We start from the raw sequence: 19,328 nt of genomic DNA on the forward strand, positions 1-19,328 counted from the left end.
AGAAGATGTGTCATCAAGACTTCATCTAAAGATGATAACCTCAAAATTTCGCGAGTTATCGACAGGTCAGGGCAATGAATTTAAAACGTAAGATAGCGGGTCAAGTACCTGCTGCGCTTTAAAGTTGCTCGCAGTATATCCAATTTATTTTAAAAGTCAATTATTTAGTTGATTTGTGATAAAATCGCGCCCTTTCCAAACAGATGGCAGTTCACATGGCACGCAACTTAAGAAATATCGCAATTATCGCCCACGTTGACCACGGTAAAACCACCATGGTCGACAAACTCTTGCAACAGGCCGGCACCTTTGCTTCACACCAGCAAGTCACTGAACGTGTGATGGATAGTAATGACCTGGAAAAAGAGCGCGGCATTACGATTTTAGCCAAAAACACTGCCGTAAACTATGAAGGCACCCACATCAATATCGTGGATACCCCCGGGCACGCTGACTTCGGTGGCGAAGTAGAGCGCGTGTTGGGTATGGTGGATGGTGTTGTGTTGCTGGTGGATGCTGTTGAAGGCCCGATGCCGCAAACCCGCTTTGTGACCAAGAAAGCGTTGGCTCTGGGCCTGCGTCCCATCGTTGTGATTAACAAGGTTGACCGTCCTGGCTCCCGTACTGATTGGGTGATTAACCAGACCTTTGATCTGTTTGCTAATTTGGGTGCTACCGACGAGCAACTGGATTTCCCTGTCGTGTATGCCTCAGCACTGAACGGCTTTGCCACATTGGATATGAACAAGCCCAGCGACACCATGCGTCCGCTGTTTGAAACCATTTTAAGCCACGTGCAACCACCAGAAGGTGACAGCGATGCACCGCTGCAATTGCAAATCTCCGCATTGGATTACTCTACTTACACTGGCCGTCTGGGCGTAGGCCGTGTTAAAAATGGCCGTATCAAACCAGGCCAGGTCGTTGCCGTGATGCGCGAAAACGAACAAGTGGCACAAGGCCGTATCAATCAGGTATTAGGCTTTCAGGGTCTTGAGCGCGTACCAGTCGAAGGCGCTGAAGCCGGCGATATCGTGATTATTTCCGGTATCGAAGAGATAGGCATTGGCTTCACGATTGCTGACCGTGACAAACCAGTCGGCTTGCCACACCTGGGCGTAGACGAGCCCACCCTGACCATGGACTTTATGGTCAACACCTCACCGATTGCTGGTACAGAAGGCAAGTTTGTGACTTCACGCCAGATCCGTGACCGTTTAACTAAAGAATTGCTCACCAACGTCGCGTTGCGAGTAGAAGATACAGAGGACACTGACGTGTTCCGTGTATCTGGCCGTGGTGAGTTGCACCTGACAATTTTGCTGGAAAACATGCGCCGTGAAGGCTTTGAAATCGCTGTGGGTAAGCCGCGCGTGGTGTACCGTGAAGTCAATGGTGAAAGATGTGAGCCTTATGAAATCCTCACCGTCGACGTTGAAGATGAACACCAAGGCGCCGTCATGGAAGAACTGGGTCGCCGCCGTGGCGAAATGACCAACATGGAGTCTGACGGCAATGGCCGTACCCGTGTGGAATACCGTATCCCAGCCCGTGGCCTGATCGGCTTCCAGGGCGAGTTCTTGAGCCTGACACGTGGTACCGGTTTGATGGCACACATTTTTGACGACTACGCACCAGTGAAAGCAGACATGCCAGGCCGCCGCAACGGTGTGCTCATTTCTCAAGAAAACGGCGACGCCGTCGCCTACGCATTGTGGAATCTGGAAGACCGTGGCCGCATGTTTGTCAGCCCAGGCGACAAACTCTACGAAGGTATGATTATTGGTATCCACAGCCGTGATAACGACCTGGTCGTTAACCCGATCAAAGGTAAAAAACTCACTAACGTGCGTGCGTCTGGCACCGATGAAGCAGTACGCCTGACCCCACCAATCAAACTGACACTGGAGTCTGCAGTAGAGTTTATCGACGATGACGAATTGGTTGAAATCACACCAAAAACCATCCGCCTGCGTAAGCGCTACCTATTAGAGCACGAGCGTAAACGTGCTTCTAAAGACTAAGTCATTTGACAATAAAAAATGCCAGCGAAAGCTGGCGTTTTTTATTGCAAGAATGCTGGCTGATGAAGCATTCAAAAGTGCGCTTGCAACGGTTTAAAAAATAGCTTTAAATCAGTTGTGTATAAGGTTTCTTCAGCACGTTGGTCATGAAGCTTTGCCTTTGGGGTGCTAGTTAACGATGAGGGTAATATGAAAACTATCCGCATAATTGTCAGAAATATGCAGCAGACCGACTATTCGGCGCAAGTTCCCGGTGTTGTTTTGCGTCCCGGCGAAAATGATCTTGATATTCTTCACTGGCTCAATCTCCGTAGACATCTCAAGAGTCAAATCGATGGCGGCTTTGTGACAGTCAATGCCGCAGATGAAGCCACCGCTACTGAATCAATCAAGCAGGAGTATTTTAAATTATTCGAGACGCTTGGTGTTCCTACTGTAAAGGTCGCTTCCGAAAGTGGCGATTATTGTAAAGGCGCATTGCGAAATTTCGCCGATGAGTGGCTTATCTCAAAGTCTGAAGACCGTTCGACTGCTGCAATCGCGGCAAGTCTTGAGGCGAATTCGCTTGCCCGAGATTCCAATGACATAGCACGGTCTTCAAGCCGAGAGGCCGCCAAGGCGAATCGACGTGCTTCTATCGCATTGATAATTGCGGTTATCGGAGCTCTTGCTGCTGTCGGACAGGCAATCGCAGCATTCAAACAAACTCCCAATAGTTCGTGCTCATCATCCCAAACTCTGCGGTCAATCGAACCTTGAATATTGGGTTCATTAATAGTCTTATCAAGCATTCAAATCATGAACAAATTATTTAATAAAGCGAGCGTAATTTTTCTTATTTTTTGCTTATCTTCACTAACCACAAATGCTGGAAATGATAAATCGTCAACAGGCTTTGACATTGATGAAGAAAGGAGAGAGCAGGCTGTTCAAGATGCGAAAGCTATGATTAAGGAAAGCTGGGAACAATATAAACAAACCATATCCTTAATTACAACAGGATTTAAATGTGATGTTGTGGACGATATTTCTGCAAGTGTAGCTATACGAAAAATTCAGTTTATTATGCAGGATGAAAAAAACCACTCAGGCCTGATAGATGACACAACGTTAGATATTGAGAAGCTTACACAAGAGTCAATTAAAGATGGAAAAGTTGCGGCAGAAAATGGCGCATGCAAAAAGATGACTGCATCCCAACGTGTGCAATTACGGTCTCTCGTTTCTAATCTTTCAAGATAATACCTAGTAATTATTGTTTCCAATTTTTCTGTAGTTTCATAGGTTTCAAGTTAAATTGCAAATGACAGTCGAGTAGAGTGAGCAAATTCGGCGCCTATGCATTCTGGTTCTAAATAGCCTCGCCTATTGCAACCCGCTCAGCTTGAGATAAACTGCTTGTGATTTTGTCATCTTGGCAGGCCTTATGGAAAAGCTGGAAAAATACCGCGTTAACCCTAAAAAATTCTCCCTCAAGCAATATTCTCCCGATGACCGCTCCGCGCGCAGTGAAGATAAAGCGCAGGATTTGGCCGAGTTGGCAAAACTGACGGAGGCGATTAATGCGCGGCAGGATATTTTGCATGCTGAGGCTAAACACAAGGTGATTCTGCTGTTGCAGGGCATGGATACCAGTGGCAAAGATGGCACAGTCAAGCATGTGTTTAGTGCTTGCGACCCATTAGGTATCCGGCTGGCGAGTTTTAAGGCACCTAGTGCTGAAGAGTTGGCGCATGATTATTTGTGGCGGGTGCATGCGCAGGTGCCGGCCAAAGGTGAATTGGTGATTTTTAACCGTAGCCATTATGAAGATGTATTGATTGTTAAAGTGCATGGTTGGATTGATGAGGCGGAATGCCAGCGCCGTTACCAGCAAATTAATGATTTTGAACGCATGTTGACCGAGACCGGCACCACGCTGATTAAGTGTTTTTTGCATATCTCAAAAGATGAGCAAAAAGAACGCTTGCAAGAGCGCCTGGATGAGCCGACCAAGCATTGGAAATTTAACCCTAAAGATCTTGAGGAGCGCGCGCTTTGGGATGACTATATGCAAGCATATGAGTCTGCCTTGCAAGCCACCTCTACTGAATATGCGCCGTGGTATGTGATTCCGGCCAACTCAAAAACCAACCGCAACTTGCTGATTTCGCGCTTGTTGCTGGAGACTTTAAACGCATTGCCGCTGGCTTATCCGTCTAAACCCAAAGCGTGGGATGCGTTAAAAATTAAAGACTAAGCGCTGGCCCTGCAGAATTTAATGATTTTACGCTGTGAGAATGCGTGGTAGTTACAGTCTAATACGCCAATTGCGATTATCATCTTCCCCATGAGTTTACGTTTCAGGTTAAATCTTTTAGTCACCATGCTGTCGCTGGCTTTTTTGGTTGCGGCAGGCGTGGTGCTGGTGCGCGATACCAAAGACAGTATTCGTGAGCGGGTGGAGGCGGCTACGCGCGTAACGGTGCAATTGCTGGATACGGTGATTGTCAGTTCTGCCATGAATCCCAGCCTGGGGCCTACGCATTATGTGCTACAGGATTTTTTGCGCTCTTTGGGCTATGTGCGTAGCAGCCGCATTGAGCTCTATGATTACGCCAATAATCCTTTGTATCTTTCCCCCGAGTCGACTTTTAAATCTGAGGTCGTCCCGCCACAATGGTTTGTGCGTCTGGTGGCGCCTAAAGTAGAAACCGTGACTCGCCGAGTGCGTTATGGGGTGCTGATTATCCATTCCAGCGCAGAAGGATCGATTCGGGAGGCATGGTCCGGGTTTCGCCAGTTGATGATTATGGGCGTTGGCTTTTTTGTGCTGCTCAACTTGCTCGTATATGGCCTGTTGAGCCACGCTTTGCGGCCGGTCAGCCATATTTTGCATGCGATTAACCGCATAGAGCAGGGCGATTTGACGACGCGGCTGGCGCGCTTTTCTGTGCCTGAATTTGACCGCATTGGCCAAAGTCTTAACCAGATGGCGGTCTCGCTGGATGCCGAGCGCCAATTGGAGCAAAACCGCCAGCTGACGCAACTGATTCAACAGCATATTGAAGACGAACGGCGCAGCCTGGCGCGCGAGCTGCACGATGAGCTCGGCCAATATGTGACAGCCATCAAGACCTTTGCCGTGGCGATTGTCAATAAAACCAAGGCGACTGCGCCAGATATCTCCGCGAATGCGCAAACCATCGTGGCAGCTGCCAACCATATTTATGATGGCATGCACAATATCATCCGCCAGTTACGCCCGGCCGCCATGGATAATATGGGCCTGGTTGAAACCTTGCGCGATATGGTGTCTGGTTACCAGGCACAGCATCCGGAGTTAAACATTCAATTGCATGTGGCCGGCGAGTTTTTGCCTATGGGCGAGAATGTGAACATCAATCTATACCGCATTGTGCAAGAGGCGGTGAATAACGCCATTAAGCATGCACACGCGCAGTGTATCAATGTACATTTACTGGTAGATGACCAGGGCCTGCGCCTGATGGTTTGCGATGATGGTGTGGGGATGCATATTGATAGCGTGGATCAGACCAGGCATTTTGGTTTACTGGGCATGCGCGAACGTGTACAGGCATTGCATGGGCAATTTAAAGTGGTTTCGCAGCCGGATGCCGGCCGTGGAACCACCTTGGAAGTTCGGTTGCCTATACAATCAGCATAATTAAAGGGGAGACAAGTGTGATTAGTGTAATGCTGGTGGATGACCATGCCGTGGTCAGGATGGGATTCAAAATGCTGCTGGAATCCGACCAGGATATCAAGGTGATTGCTGAAGCTGAAAGCGGCGAGGCAGCCATTAAGGCCTACCAAGAGCATCATCCGCAAGTGGTCGTCATGGATATCACCATGCCGGGCATTGGCGGGATGGAGGCAATAGAACGGATTCTAGCCAAAGATAATCACGCGCGTATTCTGGTGCTGTCTGCACATGAAGATTCTGTGCATCCCAAGCGCGTGCTCAATGCTGGCGCGATGGGGTATGTCACCAAGCGCAGTGCGGCTGAAGAGTTGATTAAAGCCATCCGCAGCGTAGCCATGGGTAAAAAATACATCGAGGCCAGTGTGGCACAGCAAATGGCCATCCAGCAATTATCGGGTGAGCAGAATCCTGTTGATGTGCTCAGCGAACGGGAATTTGAAGTGTTTATGTCGCTGGCGCGCGGTAAATCAACCAACGAGATTGCTGAAACCCTGTTTTTGAGCCCGCGGACGGTGGGCACCCATTTGTACAACATCAAGCAAAAACTCAATGCACAAAACTCTGCCGAGATTGCGCTGATTGCCATGCGCTGCGGCCTGTTGGAGCCCTAGGTGCCTAATTAACGCCAGCGTGCATATTTACTAAAAAGTCATTCTTAGAAATAAGGATGACTTTTTTATTGGGTCTTGGGTGGATTGCGTCTACGGTTGGTTGTGTCTAGCGGGAGGTTTCGGATCGGCTACGGGTACTTAATACACCGAAGGCGATAATCAGCAGGATGCCTGCGGTTTCAAGCAGCGTCAGGGTTTCTTGCCAGAACAGGATCCCAAGCAGGGTTGCAAATACGATGGTGCTATAAGCCAGGCTTGCGACAGTCAGGGTGTTGCCGGTACGGTAAGCACGGGTGAGGGCTAGTTGGCTCAGGGTTGCTGACAGGCCAAGGCCGCCCAATAATGGCAGGTCTTGCCAGCGTAGCGGCGTGACATGGTCGATCAACATCCAGCCACCGCTGGCAATCGTGCATACCAGTGTGAAATAGAAGACAGTGCGCCAGTCTGGCTCGCCTTGTATCCCCAGTTGTTTGACGTGCACGTAGGCCAGTGCTGCACCTATGCCGGATAACAGGCCGACACCCCCTGCCAGCCATTGATCGTGATGAATGGTGGGTTGCAAGAGCAGGCAAATGCCAATAAAGCCACCCACGACGCAACTATTTAACCTTAGCCGCTGTTGCCAGGTTAGCGGCTTATCACCTGTGAGTAGCCAGGGGGAGAGCAGCGCGAGGAACATGGGCGATGTGTAGTTGAGTGTGATCGCGGTGGCTAGCGGCAGATGGGCGATGGCATAAAAAATAGCAGCAAGGCAGTGAATCCGACACCAGCCCTGCGCATCTGCATATTGAGGAGGGGCGTCTTGATCTGCTGGCCTTGGCTGTAGACGATGGCAGCAATCATTACAAAGCCGAAGGCCGAGCGGTAAAACACCAATTCACTGGTGGTAAAGCGGGCGGCCCCCGCTTTAACAAATGCGCCCATGATGGCAAATCCCAGCCCGGCCACCAGCATCCAGTAGCTGCCCAGCGGCCAGTATTTGGGATGCCAGCGGTTTAGATGCTCTTGTTTGCGACGCTCGGAGTTTGGCAACCCGTGGACCTAACGCAGCATGTGATCCGGCAAATGCGTTTCCATTTGGCGGCGATACCATTGATGAAAATGCTCCAGGCCAGTTTCCATCGGGTGCTGGTAAGGGCCACGTTCATCTTTGCCTAGCAGGTATAAGCCTTTGCGGCCATCATGCATGCGCTGGCAAATTTCTTTATCTTCGACCGCCGTTTCAAAATAGGCGGCTTGCTGTGCTTGAATATATTCGCGCTCAAACAGTGCGATATCTTCTGGATAATAAAATTCGACCACATTTTTGCAAGATTCGACGCCGGTGGGGATGATATGCGAGACCACCAACACATTGGGGTACCACTCAATCATCACAAAAGGGTAAAGCACAAACCAGATTGCACCGTATTTAGGGGCTTGTCCTTGCTGGTAATCAGTCACGGTTTGTTGCCAATGCTTGTACACAGGGGACAAGCTGTAATCCGGCATTGGCTTATAACCCACGGTTTGCACACTGTAGTGCTCACCAAATTCCCAGTGCAGTTCGCCGCAATCGACAAACTGGTTCAGGCCGGGGTGGAAGGGGCCGACATGGTAGTCTTCGAGGTAGACTTCGATAAAAGTCTTCCAGTTAAAATCATAGTGATCAACAATCGCAGAATCAAAGTAATAGCCGGTAAAGTCAAAGTCCTGTTTGCAACCAAGCGCTTTTAATACCTGGCTAATCTCCAGGCCTTTTTGCTTACCTGTAGCTTCGTTGGCTTTAAACAGCAAGCCTTGCCATTCGGTCAAGGGCTGATTTTCGAGGTGCAGGCAAGGGGTTTGCTCAAAGTGCGGGGCGCCAAGCAGTTGGCCATTCAGGTCATAGGTCCAGCGATGTAGCGGGCAGACGATATGTTGCGTATTACCTTGTCCATTCAGCATGACGGCTTGGCGGTGACGGCAAATGTTGCTGATTAATTGCGGGCGTCCTTGCTGGTTAACCAGGGCCAAGGCGTCGTGCATCCAGTCCAGGGTTCGGTAATCTCCGGCGTTTGGCACCATACGTGTATGCCCCAGGTATTGAGGCAACAATGAGAACAAATGTGCTTGCTCCAGCGCGTAGATTTCCGGATTGAGATACCAGTCTACGGGTAATTGTGCGAAGCGAGTCTGATTTTGTTCTTTGTTTAAAGAGGTGACAGAGCCCATATGCCCAACGGATAAGTTACTTGCAAAAAAGGTGAATTGTGCCCGAAATGGGGGTAAATGAAAAGTCAGCGCCCCTTTATCTACTGTAAAAAACTGGTTCAATCATTTGATTTTAATCAAAAAAATGTGGGGTTTGTGCTGTATGGACCCAAGGCTGGCGCCCATTGAAGGCAAAAACGGGGCTTAACCAACTGTCATAAATTCAGTTATAATGTTTGAGGTTTTTGTGTATAACAATACGTAAACGATAATTGCAATTTTTAGGAGCAATCGAATGGCAAACTTATTAGATCAGTTGAAAGCAATGACAACTATCGTGGCTGACACTGGTGATGTTGAAGCAATCAAAAGTGTTAAACCTGTGGACGCAACCACAAACCCATCTCTGGTATTGAAGGCTAGCCAAATCCCAGAATACGCACCCTTGATTGAAACTGCCATTGCTTATGCTAAAGCACAAGGCGGCTCTAAAGAGCAACAGATTGAAAACGCAGCAGACAAACTGGCTGTGTTGATTGGCGCTGAAATCACTAAAGTGGTTCCAGGCCGTATTTCTACAGAAGTGGATGCACGTCTGTCTTTCAACATCGACGCGATGATTGCTAAAGGCCGTAAACTGATCAAATTGTACGAAGAATCTGGCATCAGCAAAGAGCGCGTACTGATCAAGCTGGCTTCTACCTGGGAAGGTATCAAGGCCGGTGAGCAGCTGGAAAAAGAAGGCATCCAATGTAACCTGACACTGTTGTTCGGTTTTGGCCAAGCGCGTGCTTGTGCTGAAGCGGGTGTATTCCTGATCTCCCCATTTGTTGGCCGTATCCTGGACTGGTACAAAGCGAAAAACCCCGGTACTGAGTACACACAAGAAACAGACCCAGGCGTGGTTTCCGTTCGTGCGATTTATCAGTACTACAAAGAGCATGGTTACAAAACTGTTGTGATGGGTGCTTCTTTCCGTAACACTGGCGAGCTGATCGCTCTGGCTGGTTGTGACCGCCTGACTGTGTCTCCAAACCTGCTGCAAGAATTGGCAGCAACAGAAGGGACTTTGGCGCAAGTGTTGAAAGACGGCGGCAAAACTAAAGAAGTCCCTGCCAAATTGACAGAAGAAGAGTTCCGCTTCCAGTTGAACCAAGACGCAATGGCGACTGAAAAATTGGCAGAAGGTATTCGCGGTTTCGTGGCTGACCAGAAAAAACTGGAAGACGCTTTAGCCGCAAAACTGTAATATCGCGATGCGATAATGCAAACGGGCAGGGACCTGCCCGTTTGGCTTTAAAAGTCAGGCATAAGTAAGCCTGCAACATTGACTTATTTTGGCTGCGAGCTTACTATGAGCGACCAGCTTGAATTGGTAGTACGCTAGCAATAGCATTTAAATTTTAACTTTTGGAGAAAAACATGGCATTAACACAAATGGCATTAGACTCATTGGATTTCGACGCAACTATCGCTTTGGCAGAAAAAGTTGCTCCACACGTTGACATTCTGGAAATCGGTACACCATGCATCAAGCACAACGGTATCAAATTGCTGGAAACTTTGCGCGCTAAGTTCCCAAACAACAAGATCTTGGTTGACCTGAAAACTATGGACGCTGGTGAGTACGAGTCTGAGCCATTCTACAAAGCCGGTGCTGACATCTGCGTAGTTTTGGGCGTATCCGACATCGGTACAATCAAAGGCGTAATCAAAGCTGCTAACAAATACGGCAAAAAAGCTCAAGTTGACCTGATCAGCGTTGAAGACAAAGTTGCTAAAACTAAAGAAGTTGCTGCTGCTGGTGCACACATCATCGGTATCCACACTGGTTTGGACCAACAAGCTGCTGGTCAAACTCCATTTGCTGACCTGGCTGCTGTTGCCGGTTTGAACCTGGGTGTTGACATCTCTGTTGCTGGTGGCGTTAAAGCTGCTACAGCTGCTCAAGTACGTGACGCTGGCGCGACTATCATCGTTGCAGGTGCTGCTATCTACGGCGCTGCTGACCCAGCTGCTGCTGCTGCAGAAATCACTGCTATCGCTCACGCTTAATTCATTTAAGCATCAATAAGCAATTATTGATTAGCGATCATAAAAACCCGACCCAGTAATGTGTCGGGTTTTTTATTCAATTTTATGTTTACACAGGATTTAAAAATGGATCATCAACAATTTATTCTGGACAACCTGAAACGCATTCTGGACGTGACCGACAAATCAAAAGCGGCTGAGCTGCTGAAACTGGTCGATGAAGCCGGTTCTACCTTTATCGGTGGTGCAGGCCGTTCACTGCTGGTATCACGCTTTTTTGCCATGCGTTTGGTTCACTCCGGTTATAGCGTTTACATGATCGGTGAAGTCGTGACTCCAGCCATCAAAAAAGGTGACTTGCTGGTATTGGTTTCTGGTTCCGGTGGTACAGCGACCTTGCTGCCATTTGTGAAAAAAGCCAAAGAAGTGGGCGCTAAATTGGTTGTCATTTCCATGAAGAAATCTTCACCAATGGCAGATGTGGCTGACCTGGTGATTCAAATTGGTCAGGATGACAGCTTCCCACTGGTGAAAGGTATGCCTATGGGTGGTCAGTTTGAGCTGTCCACACTGGTATTCTTGGAAGGTGCAATCTCTGAATTGATTCACGCCAAAGGCCTGACTGAAGAAGGTATGCGCGCATTGCACGCAAACCTTGAATAAGCTTTCAAGGATGTACCTATAAAAAAACCGGTCATGCGACCGGTTTTTTTATATCCCCCCAGTGCATCAAATCTTGCTGGGTGAGTTGTTTTTGATGCAATGCACTGGCGATCAAGACGCCTTTGGCGCCAGCTTGCGATAAGGTTTCAATATCTTGTGCGTGGCGTACACCACCTGCAGCATATAAAGCATGCTGCGGATGCTGCGTTTTGAGTGTGGCCAGTTGCGTATAGTCTGGGCCGAGATTGGCGCCGACCTTTGGCAAACTCATGATGATGGTAGGTTGTGTCCATTGTTGTGGCGACGAGAGCAGTTCGGCCGGCCCATGAAACCCATCTCTAAAAAAATCCAGTGAGAGCACGCTACTCGGACAGATTTGCCGCATTTGGGCATAGGTTTGGGTATCTGGCATGGACTCACTGGCCAAAATGGGCGTCATGCTGGCGGATTGCCATGACATTAGCTCCTTGGCATGTTGAAAGCCTGCATCTATCCACCAATTTAATTGTGGGAACTCGGCCATGGCTTGTTCGATCAGTGTAAGGTGGTTAGGGCGTGTTTCCTGTCTGGTGATGGCATTTAAATCCGCAATATACAGGCAGTCAAACGGATAAACTTGTAAAATAGCTGCCACGATATCGATCAGTGTATGGCTGTCAGTCAGCTGGGATTGAATAGGGCGGTAATGCTGACGCTGACCTTGTATGGCCTGAACCACCTGGCCATGCATCAAATCGATGACGGGAATAATATGCAAAATACCACTCGTTTCAAAATCTGGGTTTGTGAATATATCAGCGCGGGCGGCTTGGCTTCAGAAACGTTGCCCGCCAGTTTGTTACAGGAAGGCTTGCTGATGCGTGACGCCTTGCTAGCCAATCTGGCTGCACTTGGCGTGGATTGTATCACTAGCCATGATTATCGCGTGATGCCACCTATGCATGCGCAAAGTGTAGCAATAGGCCCGCTTGATGGTGCCAATTCCGTTTGGCAACAACAACTTGCGCAATCGGCTGTGGATGCCTGTTGGGTTATTGCCCCCGAGACCGATGGTGTGTTGCATGACTTATGTCAGCAAGTGCAAGCGCTGGGCTTGCCTTGGATAGGGTGTTCCGCGCAGGCGATTGAAGACACAACCAGCAAAGCACGGATGGCGGAACGTTGTCGCGCTGCAGGCGTGGCCGTATTGCCGCATGTCATGTTGGCGGAGGTTAAAGATTTTGAAGCGTTGCCTTGGGATGACCAAGAAAATCAGCATGGTTGGGTGGTGAAGCCAGAGGATGGCGCAGGATGTGAAGCCACTTTTTACTTTAAAAATAAATCTGAAGTTATTGAATTTAATCATAATTTAAAAAATAATTCTTTGTTGCAGTCGTCGCGTTTTTTACTGCAGCCTTATGTGCCGGGGGCAGCCTTGAGCATGTCGGTCATTGCTACCAATAACGCAGTGAAAGTGATCGCCGCCCACCGCCAGCAAGTAGAGATTATCAACGGCGAATTTATTTTTAGTGGAGCCGGTGTAAATGAGGCTGCGGGTCAGTTAAATGCGATGCAACGGCTGGCCGAGCAGGTTCAGCGGGCGATTCCTGGTTTGGTTGGCTATTGGGGCGCTGATATGATTTTGAAAGAAACAGGCGAATTAGTCCTGGTTGAAGTGAATCCACGGTTAACCACGCCTTACATTGCTTTATCTCAAGTTCTATCCCAGAATCCAGCAGCCATGATTTTGGAGGCCGTATTGAATAACAAGTTACCAGATTGCATAGCGGAGTCTACCGTGCGGCTTTCGTTAAACAGTCATCAAGAGGGGGAATATGACCGGGTCTAAACCTGTCATTGGATGGGATATTGGCGGCGCACATGTGAAAGCCGTGCTGTTGGATGCAGATGGTCAGGTGCTTAAGGTCTCGCAGCAGGCATGTGCACTATGGAAAGGCCTGCCGCTCCTGGAAAACGCCATCACACAGCTTTTGCAGAGCTGGCAATTATCAGCAGAGGCCTGTGACCATGTGGTGACCATGACCGGTGAGCTGGTCGATTTATTTGAGAACCGGCCGCAAGGTGTTCTGGCGATTGCTGCAACCGTCAATCGGCATTTGCCTGCTGCCCATTTTTATCAGGCGACCAAAGAAACGGGAGGGGCGTTCACCACCGAGGTTGGCGGCAAAGCTTCAGCGATTGCTTCCATGAATTGGCATGCTTCTGCACAATGCCTGGCCGAGGCGTTGCCTCATTCTGCGATTGTAGTGGTTGATATTGGCAGTACGACCTGCGATGTGACCTTATGCGAACAGCGGCAGGTGTTGCCAGCTGGCTGGACGGATGCCGAGCGCATGCAATATGCGGGACTCTGTTATACCGGGGTGGTACGTACGCCGCTGATGGCTTTAGGACCGATGATTGCTTGGCGCGGTGCTGCGCGGCACATAGCCGCTGAATATTTTGCGACAACTGCGGATATATACCGTATTTTGGATGAGTTGCCGGTGAATGCGGACCTGGCCGACACTGCAGATGGACAAGGCAAATCGAAGCTGGAGAGTATGCGTCGTATTGCGCGTATGCTTGGTCATGATATGGGGGATGCGGAAGCGGCTAACTGGCAGTCACTGGCGATGGCATTTAAGACTGCGCAGTTAAAGTTAATCAAAAACAGTATTCAAACGGTGACTCAGCCACTGGGTAACCGACCATTTACCTTGGTGGGTCTGGGGGCCGGAAGTTTTCTGGTGAGTCAGTTGGCAGACGAGTTGGGGATGCAGTATTTTTCGGCGGCAGTGGCGGTAACGGCTAGTGAAAAAACTTTAAAAATGGATGCAGAGGTGTGTTTTCCTGCCTATGCAGTAGCGAGGTTATGGCAGCAATGGCATTGATAACACTGGCACTTCCTTATGCTGAGGGCTTGCATTGGTTCAAGCAGGTGAGAGACCTGACTTGGCCGATCTTGCTCGAAAGCGGACAGATTGAGGCGACCGGTCTGGGGGGAAGCGTGGATGAGGAAATGAGCCTCGGAGCACGTTTTGATATTGTGGTGGCTGCGCCGGTGGCGAGGGTGATTCACCGGCGTCCTTATACGGATGTACTGGTCGGCCAGCAACGTAGCCGTACAGAAGCTGACCCGTTGCAGGTCATTCAGCAATGGTTACAACCGCACCCAGTTGTGCGGACCGCAGAAATCCCCTTTGCCGGAGGCGCCCTCGGCTATTTTGCTTATGATTTTGGCCGCAGTATTGAGTCACTGCCTGAGTTGGCGCAACAAGATGTACCTTTGCCTGAGCTGATGGTTGGGATTTATGATTGGGCGATTGTGGTGGATCACCATGCACGCCAATGCAAGCTGGTTTCGCATTTGCGTTATCTTGAGCGGTCCGACTTGGATCAACTGCATGCCCGGTTGATGTCGGGCGCCAACGAGCCGCATTCCGAGCCGTTTGCCGTGGTTGGTGAAGTTCAGGCCAATCTGGACCAAGCTGCTTATGCCCAGGCCTTTGCAAGGGTAAAAGACTATATCCGTGCCGGGGATTGCTACCAGATTAACCTTGCGCAGCGCTTTGCTGTTGAGGTGCGCGGCGACCCCTGTGAGGCCTACGACCAGTTCCGGCAGCTTAGCCGTGCGCCATTTATGGCCTTGATGCAAGTTGAAGATGAAGCCGGACAGCCTATTGCGATCCTGTCTATGTCGCCAGAGCGTTTTTTGCAGGTCGTCGATCAACAGGTCGAGACCCGCCCGATCAAAGGCACCCGCCCGCGCCACCCCGATGCTGTGCAAGATGCAGCGATTGCGCAGGAGTTATCCCTATGCATTAAGGACCGTGCGGAGAATCTGATGATTGTCGATCTGTTGCGCAATGATATCGGCAAGGTTTGTGCGGTAGGGTCGGTGAAGGTGGAGGCCTTATTCAAACTGCAGCGTTTTACGAATGTGCATCATCTGGTGAGTATTGTCCGAGGGCAACTGGCACCTGGATTTCATGCATTAGATTTGTTGCGTGGCTGCTTCCCAGGCGGCTCTATCACTGGCGCCCCCAAATTGCGAGCGATGGAAATTATTGAAGAGCTGGAGCCACATCGACGAGGCATTTATTGCGGCAGTATTGGGTATATTGGTTTTGATGGCTGTATGGATACCAATATTGCGATCAGGACCGCCGTAATTACGCAAGACCGCATGACTTTTTTTGCCGGGGGTGGAATCGTTGCGGACTCTGATTGCGCTAAGGAGTATCAGGAAACCTTTGACAAGGCCTCGCAGTTTTTCAAACTGGTTGCTGCGTTTAAAACACAAAAATAAGGTCAATAAGCAATGTGGGTGATCAAGCTTGGTGGTAGCGTGACTCACTATGAGAGTCTGATGCAGTGGTTGAAGCTGGTTGTACGCTGGGGAGATGGAAAAGTGATTCTTGTCCCCGGTGGTGGCGTATACGCGGATGCAGTACGTGAGTTTCAGCGCATGCGGGCGGTGCTACCAGAAGGGCATATTGACGATGGCCAGGCGCATGCCTTGGCAATTTACGCCATGGACCAGATGGCGCGTAGCCTGGTGGCCATGATGCCTGAACTCACCTTGGTGCGTAATCCGTTTGAAATTGCCGAACGCGGCTGGCAACACCGCGGCCTGGTCTGGTTGCCGAGTGAGATGGCATTAGGTCAGGCATTTGCGACCGAACATCCTCTACCACAGAGTTGGGATATCACTTCAGATAGCCTGGCTGCCTGGTTGGCTTTGCAGTTGGATGCCTGTCAGCTGTTAATGGTCAAATCAGACGAGCGTTTAAAAGCGCTCAACTTAAGGCTGACGCTGCCTGAATTGCAGGACATGGGGATTATGGATACAGGCTTGACGTCATTTTTAAATCAGGCGCGCTATCGCACTTGGGTAATGCATCAAAGCCACTATACGCTTTGCGAGTCAGGGTTTGATGCAAGTCAGCTTGCACGTAGCGGCGTATTGAGTATGTGAATGGCAATACATGCGGCTAGCCTGCTTAGGTATGTACCGCTTTCTCAAACCGGCCAAAATGCAACATGATGGTAGGTAAAATCAGCAGGTTGAGAATGGTGGATGATACCAATCCGCCGACAATAATCGTCGCCATTGGACCTTCAATTTCGCGGCCTGGCTCGCCGCTCCCAATCGCAAGAGGTAATAATCCTAACGCCGTTACTAATGCAGTCATCAATACGGACGGCAGCCGCTCTGAAGCGCCACGAATACAGGTTTCCAGATTCCATTCACAGCCCTCATGGTCTACCAGATGCTGGAAATGAGACACCATCATAATCGAGTTACGCAAAGTAATACCGAATAAGGTGACGAAACCGACCATAGAGCCCACCGAGATCCAGCCACCAGTGAAAAATGCGGCAATCATTCCACCCAGTAAAGCGAAAGGGAGGTTTACAAAAGTGAGTAAAAGATTCCGTAGCCTGCCAAATGCAATATAGAGAATGAGGAATATGGCCACACCCGCAATCAGTGCATGGACAATCAAGTCTTTACGAGACTGGGCATTCTCTTCAGATTCACCGGACATTTCGAGGTAGTTGCCAGCCTCTAAATGTAAGTCCTTTTTTAAAGTATCTTTTAAATCATGCATGATCATTGCCTGATCTCGTCCACCTATATTGGCAGTAATGGTCTGGATACGCTTCGCACCTGAATGCAATATTTTAGAGCGTCCATTTTCCTGCTGAATGTAGGCTACATCCGAGAGTTTTAACATCTGTCCTTCGCTATTGAAAATCGGAATATTGCGCATATCGCCGATGTCATCGCGTGACTCATCATTGAGTAATACGCTCACACCTACCGGGCGGTTCCCGATGAATACCTGATTCACTGGCAGGCTTTCATAACACGCGCGTATGGTATCCAGGATATCCATAGGTTGTAATCCCCAAACCGTGAGCCTGTCCTGTTTCAGGCGAATCACAATTTCTGGCGTACCGGGCGGGGACTGGATCATGACATCCTTCACCCCTTTGACTTTGCTAATTAGCCGAGCGACTTTCTGGGCATCCCTGTCCAGGGCATCAAGGTCTTGCCCAAAGACATTGATGACTAGCCCGGCCGCATAGCCAGAAATGGTTTCTTCAATGCGCTCAGTCAAAAAGGTATTAATCGCAAAGTTTGAGCCGACAAATCCCGTTTCTGCCCTGTTGTCATTGTCAGAGTCTACTGATTCTCCAGTAATTTCTTCGCGGATTTCCTGAAGGATGCGATCCTGTTTTTTACCAGATAGCGTTCCAATTTCGATTTCAAATTCACTGTAATGCGTACCAAAGGTATCTGCTGCATGTGGCGCCCTGCCTGCCCATTGTGCGATTGATTTCACCCCAGGAATCTCGCTTAACGATTTGGTGACCGCATTCCCCAGCTGTATCGATTGGGTTTCAGACGTCCCAGGCACAGTAGTCATATGCATAATGAAATGACCTTCATGCAAGGCCGGGATAAACTGGCTCTTAAAAAAAGGTAACAAGCCTAGGCCAAGGAGGATAGTGATAAAGCTGCCTATCAGGATTTTTGTATGATGATGCTCAATTTTCGTTAACAGACCGTGGTAGCGCTGCTTGAGTTTGTGGATGACTGGCGCATCTTCCGTGTCCAGGTTTGCTTTGCCGAGTAAGGCATAGCAGAGGGCAGGGGTGATGGTGAGTGCAACGGCCAATGATGCCAAAATCGCTGAAATATAAGCATAGCCAAGGGGGGCGAATAGCTTCCCTGCCACCCCTCCAAGCGTTAATAACGGCAGAAAGACCAATGCCACAATAATGGTGGCATAGACCACTGAGCTGCGCACCTCGATTGAGGCATTAAACACCACCTGGTGGATGGGTTTAGGTTGGCTGAGTAAGCGGTTTTCCCGCAGGCGGCGAAAAATATTTTCAGTATCGATAATCGCATCGTCAACCACTTCGCCTAACGCAATGGCTAAACCACCAAGAACCATAATATTCAATCCCACCCCAAATTTATGCAGGACAATGGTGGCAGTTAATAATGACAGTGGAATCGCCGTGGCTGAAATAATCGCTGTCCGGATATTGAACAAAAATACAAACAAAATCCCAACGACTAGAATAGAGCCAATCAGAATGTCATTCTGCAGACCGTCAATGGCGGATTCAATGAAGTTTGCCGGACGAAACAGTCCTTCATGCAAATGTGCCTTTTCTGCAGCCAACATGGGTTTGAGCGACTGGATCGCTTGCTCAAGTGACTTGGTGACGGCATGGGTATTCGCGCCCAGTTGTCCCTGAACCGACAGATATATTCCAGGCTTGCCATTAATGGAGGACGCGCTAATCGAAGGGGCTTTTCCCTCCACGACTGTTGCAACATCACTGATGCGAATGGTACGTCCCTGTTTTCTTACCAGTGTGATATTAGCGATTTTCGTCGGGTTGGTAGATTGGCCCTGGCTACTTAGGATGATCCGCTGGTTGTCGCTTTGAATATATCCCGCACCACTGACGCCCGTGGCTCTTTTTGCGGCATTGACGACATCCTGGATATTTAACTGATAAAGAATTAGTTTTTCCGGATCGACCTTGATCTGGAACTGGCGGATATCCCCCCCGTAGACATTGACGTCGGCGACACCAGCGACAGACAACAGGTGCGGCACGATGCTCCAGTCCACCAGTGTGCGCAGCTCCATCAACGATTTTGAGTTTGAGGTCAGACCCAGGCCCATCACGGTACTGGCTGAAGAGGTGAGGGGGGTGATGTTAGGGACAATGCCGGGGGGGAGCTGCCCGACTAATGTATTCAAGTGTTCGGCAATAATTTGCCGGTTCCGGTAGATATTATTTTCTTCTTTAAAAATAACCGTCACAATAGAAAGTCCAGGGATGGACTGTGAGCGGAGACTTTTGATCCCGATGGAGCCTGCAATACTATTCTCAACCGGTTGTGTTACCAGCTTTTCAACTAGGCTCGCCGACAAGCCTGGTGACTCTGTCTGGATAACCACTTGGGTCGGTGCAAATTCTGGAAATACATCCAGATTGCTTTGGGAAATACTGTAGCTGCCATAGACGATGATCAGGACAGCAAGCCCGATCATTACGCCGTAATAACGAATTGCAAACCTTACGAGTGCGGTCATGATT

At 49.4% G+C, this 19,328-nt stretch carries 16 protein-coding genes and 1 pseudogene; 13 read left to right on the forward strand and 4 right to left on the reverse strand.

Features of this window, described 5'->3' with window-relative positions:
* Nucleotides 1-215: 215 nt before the first annotated feature.
* From typA to ACIDF8_RS10080, 6 genes are all read left to right on the forward strand, one after another.
* A complete protein-coding gene (typA, locus tag ACIDF8_RS10055; RefSeq protein WP_018985307.1) occupies nt 216-2,024 on the forward strand; it encodes a translational GTPase TypA in 1,809 nt (602 codons plus the stop codon).
* 189 nt (nt 2,025-2,213) lie between these two features.
* Nucleotides 2,214-2,783: a hypothetical protein gene (locus tag ACIDF8_RS10060; protein WP_412010487.1), complete on the forward strand. Its 570-nt coding sequence runs from the start codon at nt 2,214-2,216 to the stop codon at nt 2,781-2,783.
* A gap of 39 nt (nt 2,784-2,822) precedes the next feature.
* On the forward strand, nt 2,823-3,266 hold the full coding sequence (locus ACIDF8_RS10065) for a hypothetical protein (RefSeq protein ID WP_412010488.1): 444 nt from the start codon (nt 2,823-2,825) through the stop codon (nt 3,264-3,266).
* 184 nt (nt 3,267-3,450) lie between these two features.
* Nucleotides 3,451-4,263 (forward strand): polyphosphate kinase 2 family protein, encoded by an 813-nt coding sequence (locus ACIDF8_RS10070; protein WP_412010489.1) that lies wholly within the window; start codon nt 3,451-3,453, stop codon nt 4,261-4,263.
* A 126-nt stretch (nt 4,264-4,389) separates the two neighbouring features.
* Nucleotides 4,390-5,691, forward strand: a complete 1,302-nt coding sequence (locus tag ACIDF8_RS10075) for an ATP-binding protein (RefSeq protein ID WP_412010552.1) — start codon at nt 4,390-4,392, stop codon at nt 5,689-5,691.
* Nucleotides 5,692-5,720: 29 nt separating this feature from the next.
* Nucleotides 5,721-6,341, forward strand: coding sequence for a response regulator (locus ACIDF8_RS10080; protein WP_412010553.1), 621 nt, complete (start codon nt 5,721-5,723; stop codon nt 6,339-6,341).
* 106 nt (nt 6,342-6,447) lie between these two features.
* Here ACIDF8_RS10080 and ACIDF8_RS10085 read toward each other — a convergent pair.
* Nucleotides 6,448-7,295, reverse strand: a pseudogene (locus ACIDF8_RS10085) (DMT family transporter).
* A gap of 87 nt (nt 7,296-7,382) precedes the next feature.
* Entirely contained in the window at nt 7,383-8,534 is a 1,152-nt protein-coding gene (locus ACIDF8_RS10090; protein ID WP_412010490.1) for an aromatic ring-hydroxylating oxygenase subunit alpha, read from the reverse strand.
* A 274-nt stretch (nt 8,535-8,808) separates the two neighbouring features.
* Between ACIDF8_RS10090 and tal the strand changes: the two genes are divergently transcribed.
* From tal to hxlB, 3 genes are all read left to right on the forward strand, one after another.
* The gene (gene tal, locus ACIDF8_RS10095; protein ID WP_412010491.1) at nt 8,809-9,762 is read left to right on the forward strand and encodes a transaldolase; all 954 of its coding nucleotides are present in this window, start codon (nt 8,809-8,811) and stop codon (nt 9,760-9,762) included.
* A 173-nt stretch (nt 9,763-9,935) separates the two neighbouring features.
* Nucleotides 9,936-10,568 carry a 3-hexulose-6-phosphate synthase gene (hxlA, locus tag ACIDF8_RS10100; protein WP_194747659.1) on the forward strand — a complete coding sequence of 211 codons (633 nt, stop codon included), beginning with the start codon at nt 9,936-9,938 and terminating at the stop codon, nt 10,566-10,568.
* Between the two features lie 105 nt (nt 10,569-10,673).
* On the forward strand, nt 10,674-11,210 hold the full coding sequence (hxlB, locus tag ACIDF8_RS10105) for a 6-phospho-3-hexuloisomerase (protein WP_049638528.1): 537 nt from the start codon (nt 10,674-10,676) through the stop codon (nt 11,208-11,210).
* Nucleotides 11,211-11,241: 31 nt separating this feature from the next.
* On the opposite strand, the gene ACIDF8_RS10110 is transcribed toward hxlB, so the two are convergent.
* Complete coding sequence (locus tag ACIDF8_RS10110; protein ID WP_412010492.1) at nt 11,242-11,967, reverse strand: HisA/HisF-related TIM barrel protein; 726 nt, start codon at nt 11,965-11,967, stop codon at nt 11,242-11,244.
* Here ACIDF8_RS10110 and ACIDF8_RS10115 point away from each other — a divergent pair.
* Genes ACIDF8_RS10115 through ACIDF8_RS10130 form a run of 4 tightly spaced genes read left to right on the forward strand, consistent with a single transcriptional unit; the run spans nt 11,962 to nt 16,170 of the window.
* Nucleotides 11,962-13,038: an ATP-grasp domain-containing protein gene (locus ACIDF8_RS10115; RefSeq protein WP_412010493.1), complete on the forward strand. Its 1,077-nt coding sequence runs from the start codon at nt 11,962-11,964 to the stop codon at nt 13,036-13,038. The genes ACIDF8_RS10110 and ACIDF8_RS10115 overlap by 6 nt on opposite strands.
* Entirely contained in the window at nt 13,025-14,083 is a 1,059-nt protein-coding gene (locus ACIDF8_RS10120) for a hydantoinase/oxoprolinase family protein (protein ID WP_412010494.1), read from the forward strand. The genes ACIDF8_RS10115 and ACIDF8_RS10120 overlap by 14 nt, the downstream gene beginning before the upstream one ends.
* Nucleotides 14,074-15,501, forward strand: coding sequence for an aminodeoxychorismate synthase component I (gene pabB / locus ACIDF8_RS10125; protein WP_412010495.1), 1,428 nt, complete (start codon nt 14,074-14,076; stop codon nt 15,499-15,501). The genes ACIDF8_RS10120 and pabB overlap by 10 nt, the downstream gene beginning before the upstream one ends.
* A 12-nt stretch (nt 15,502-15,513) precedes the next feature.
* Entirely contained in the window at nt 15,514-16,170 is a 657-nt protein-coding gene (locus ACIDF8_RS10130) for a hypothetical protein (protein WP_412010496.1), read from the forward strand.
* A gap of 25 nt (nt 16,171-16,195) precedes the next feature.
* On the opposite strand, the gene ACIDF8_RS10135 is transcribed toward ACIDF8_RS10130, so the two are convergent.
* Nucleotides 16,196-19,327, reverse strand: a complete 3,132-nt coding sequence (locus ACIDF8_RS10135) for an efflux RND transporter permease subunit (RefSeq protein ID WP_412010554.1) — start codon at nt 19,325-19,327, stop codon at nt 16,196-16,198.
* Nucleotide 19,328 lies beyond the last annotated feature (1 nt).

Source organism: Methylophilus sp. 3sh_L (assembly GCF_046766015.1).
Taxonomy (GTDB): Bacteria; Pseudomonadota; Gammaproteobacteria; order Burkholderiales; family Methylophilaceae; genus Methylophilus.

Coding starts and splice junctions, on each gene's coding strand:
- typA (WP_018985307.1), top strand. CDS start 216: ATGGCACGCAACTTAAGAAATATCGCAATTATCGCCCACGTTGACCAC.
- ACIDF8_RS10060 (WP_412010487.1), top strand. CDS start 2,214: ATGAAAACTATCCGCATAATTGTCAGAAATATGCAGCAGACCGACTAT.
- ACIDF8_RS10065 (WP_412010488.1), top strand. CDS start 2,823: ATGAACAAATTATTTAATAAAGCGAGCGTAATTTTTCTTATTTTTTGC.
- ACIDF8_RS10070 (WP_412010489.1), top strand. CDS start 3,451: ATGGAAAAGCTGGAAAAATACCGCGTTAACCCTAAAAAATTCTCCCTC.
- ACIDF8_RS10075 (WP_412010552.1), top strand. CDS start 4,390: ATGCTGTCGCTGGCTTTTTTGGTTGCGGCAGGCGTGGTGCTGGTGCGC.
- ACIDF8_RS10080 (WP_412010553.1), top strand. CDS start 5,721: ATGCTGGTGGATGACCATGCCGTGGTCAGGATGGGATTCAAAATGCTG.
- ACIDF8_RS10090 (WP_412010490.1), bottom strand. CDS start 8,534: ATGGGCTCTGTCACCTCTTTAAACAAAGAACAAAATCAGACTCGCTTC.
- tal (WP_412010491.1), top strand. CDS start 8,809: ATGGCAAACTTATTAGATCAGTTGAAAGCAATGACAACTATCGTGGCT.
- hxlA (WP_194747659.1), top strand. CDS start 9,936: ATGGCATTAACACAAATGGCATTAGACTCATTGGATTTCGACGCAACT.
- hxlB (WP_049638528.1), top strand. CDS start 10,674: ATGGATCATCAACAATTTATTCTGGACAACCTGAAACGCATTCTGGAC.
- ACIDF8_RS10115 (WP_412010493.1), top strand. CDS start 11,962: ATGCAAAATACCACTCGTTTCAAAATCTGGGTTTGTGAATATATCAGC.
- ACIDF8_RS10120 (WP_412010494.1), top strand. CDS start 13,025: ATGACCGGGTCTAAACCTGTCATTGGATGGGATATTGGCGGCGCACAT.
- pabB (WP_412010495.1), top strand. CDS start 14,074: ATGGCATTGATAACACTGGCACTTCCTTATGCTGAGGGCTTGCATTGG.
- ACIDF8_RS10130 (WP_412010496.1), top strand. CDS start 15,514: ATGTGGGTGATCAAGCTTGGTGGTAGCGTGACTCACTATGAGAGTCTG.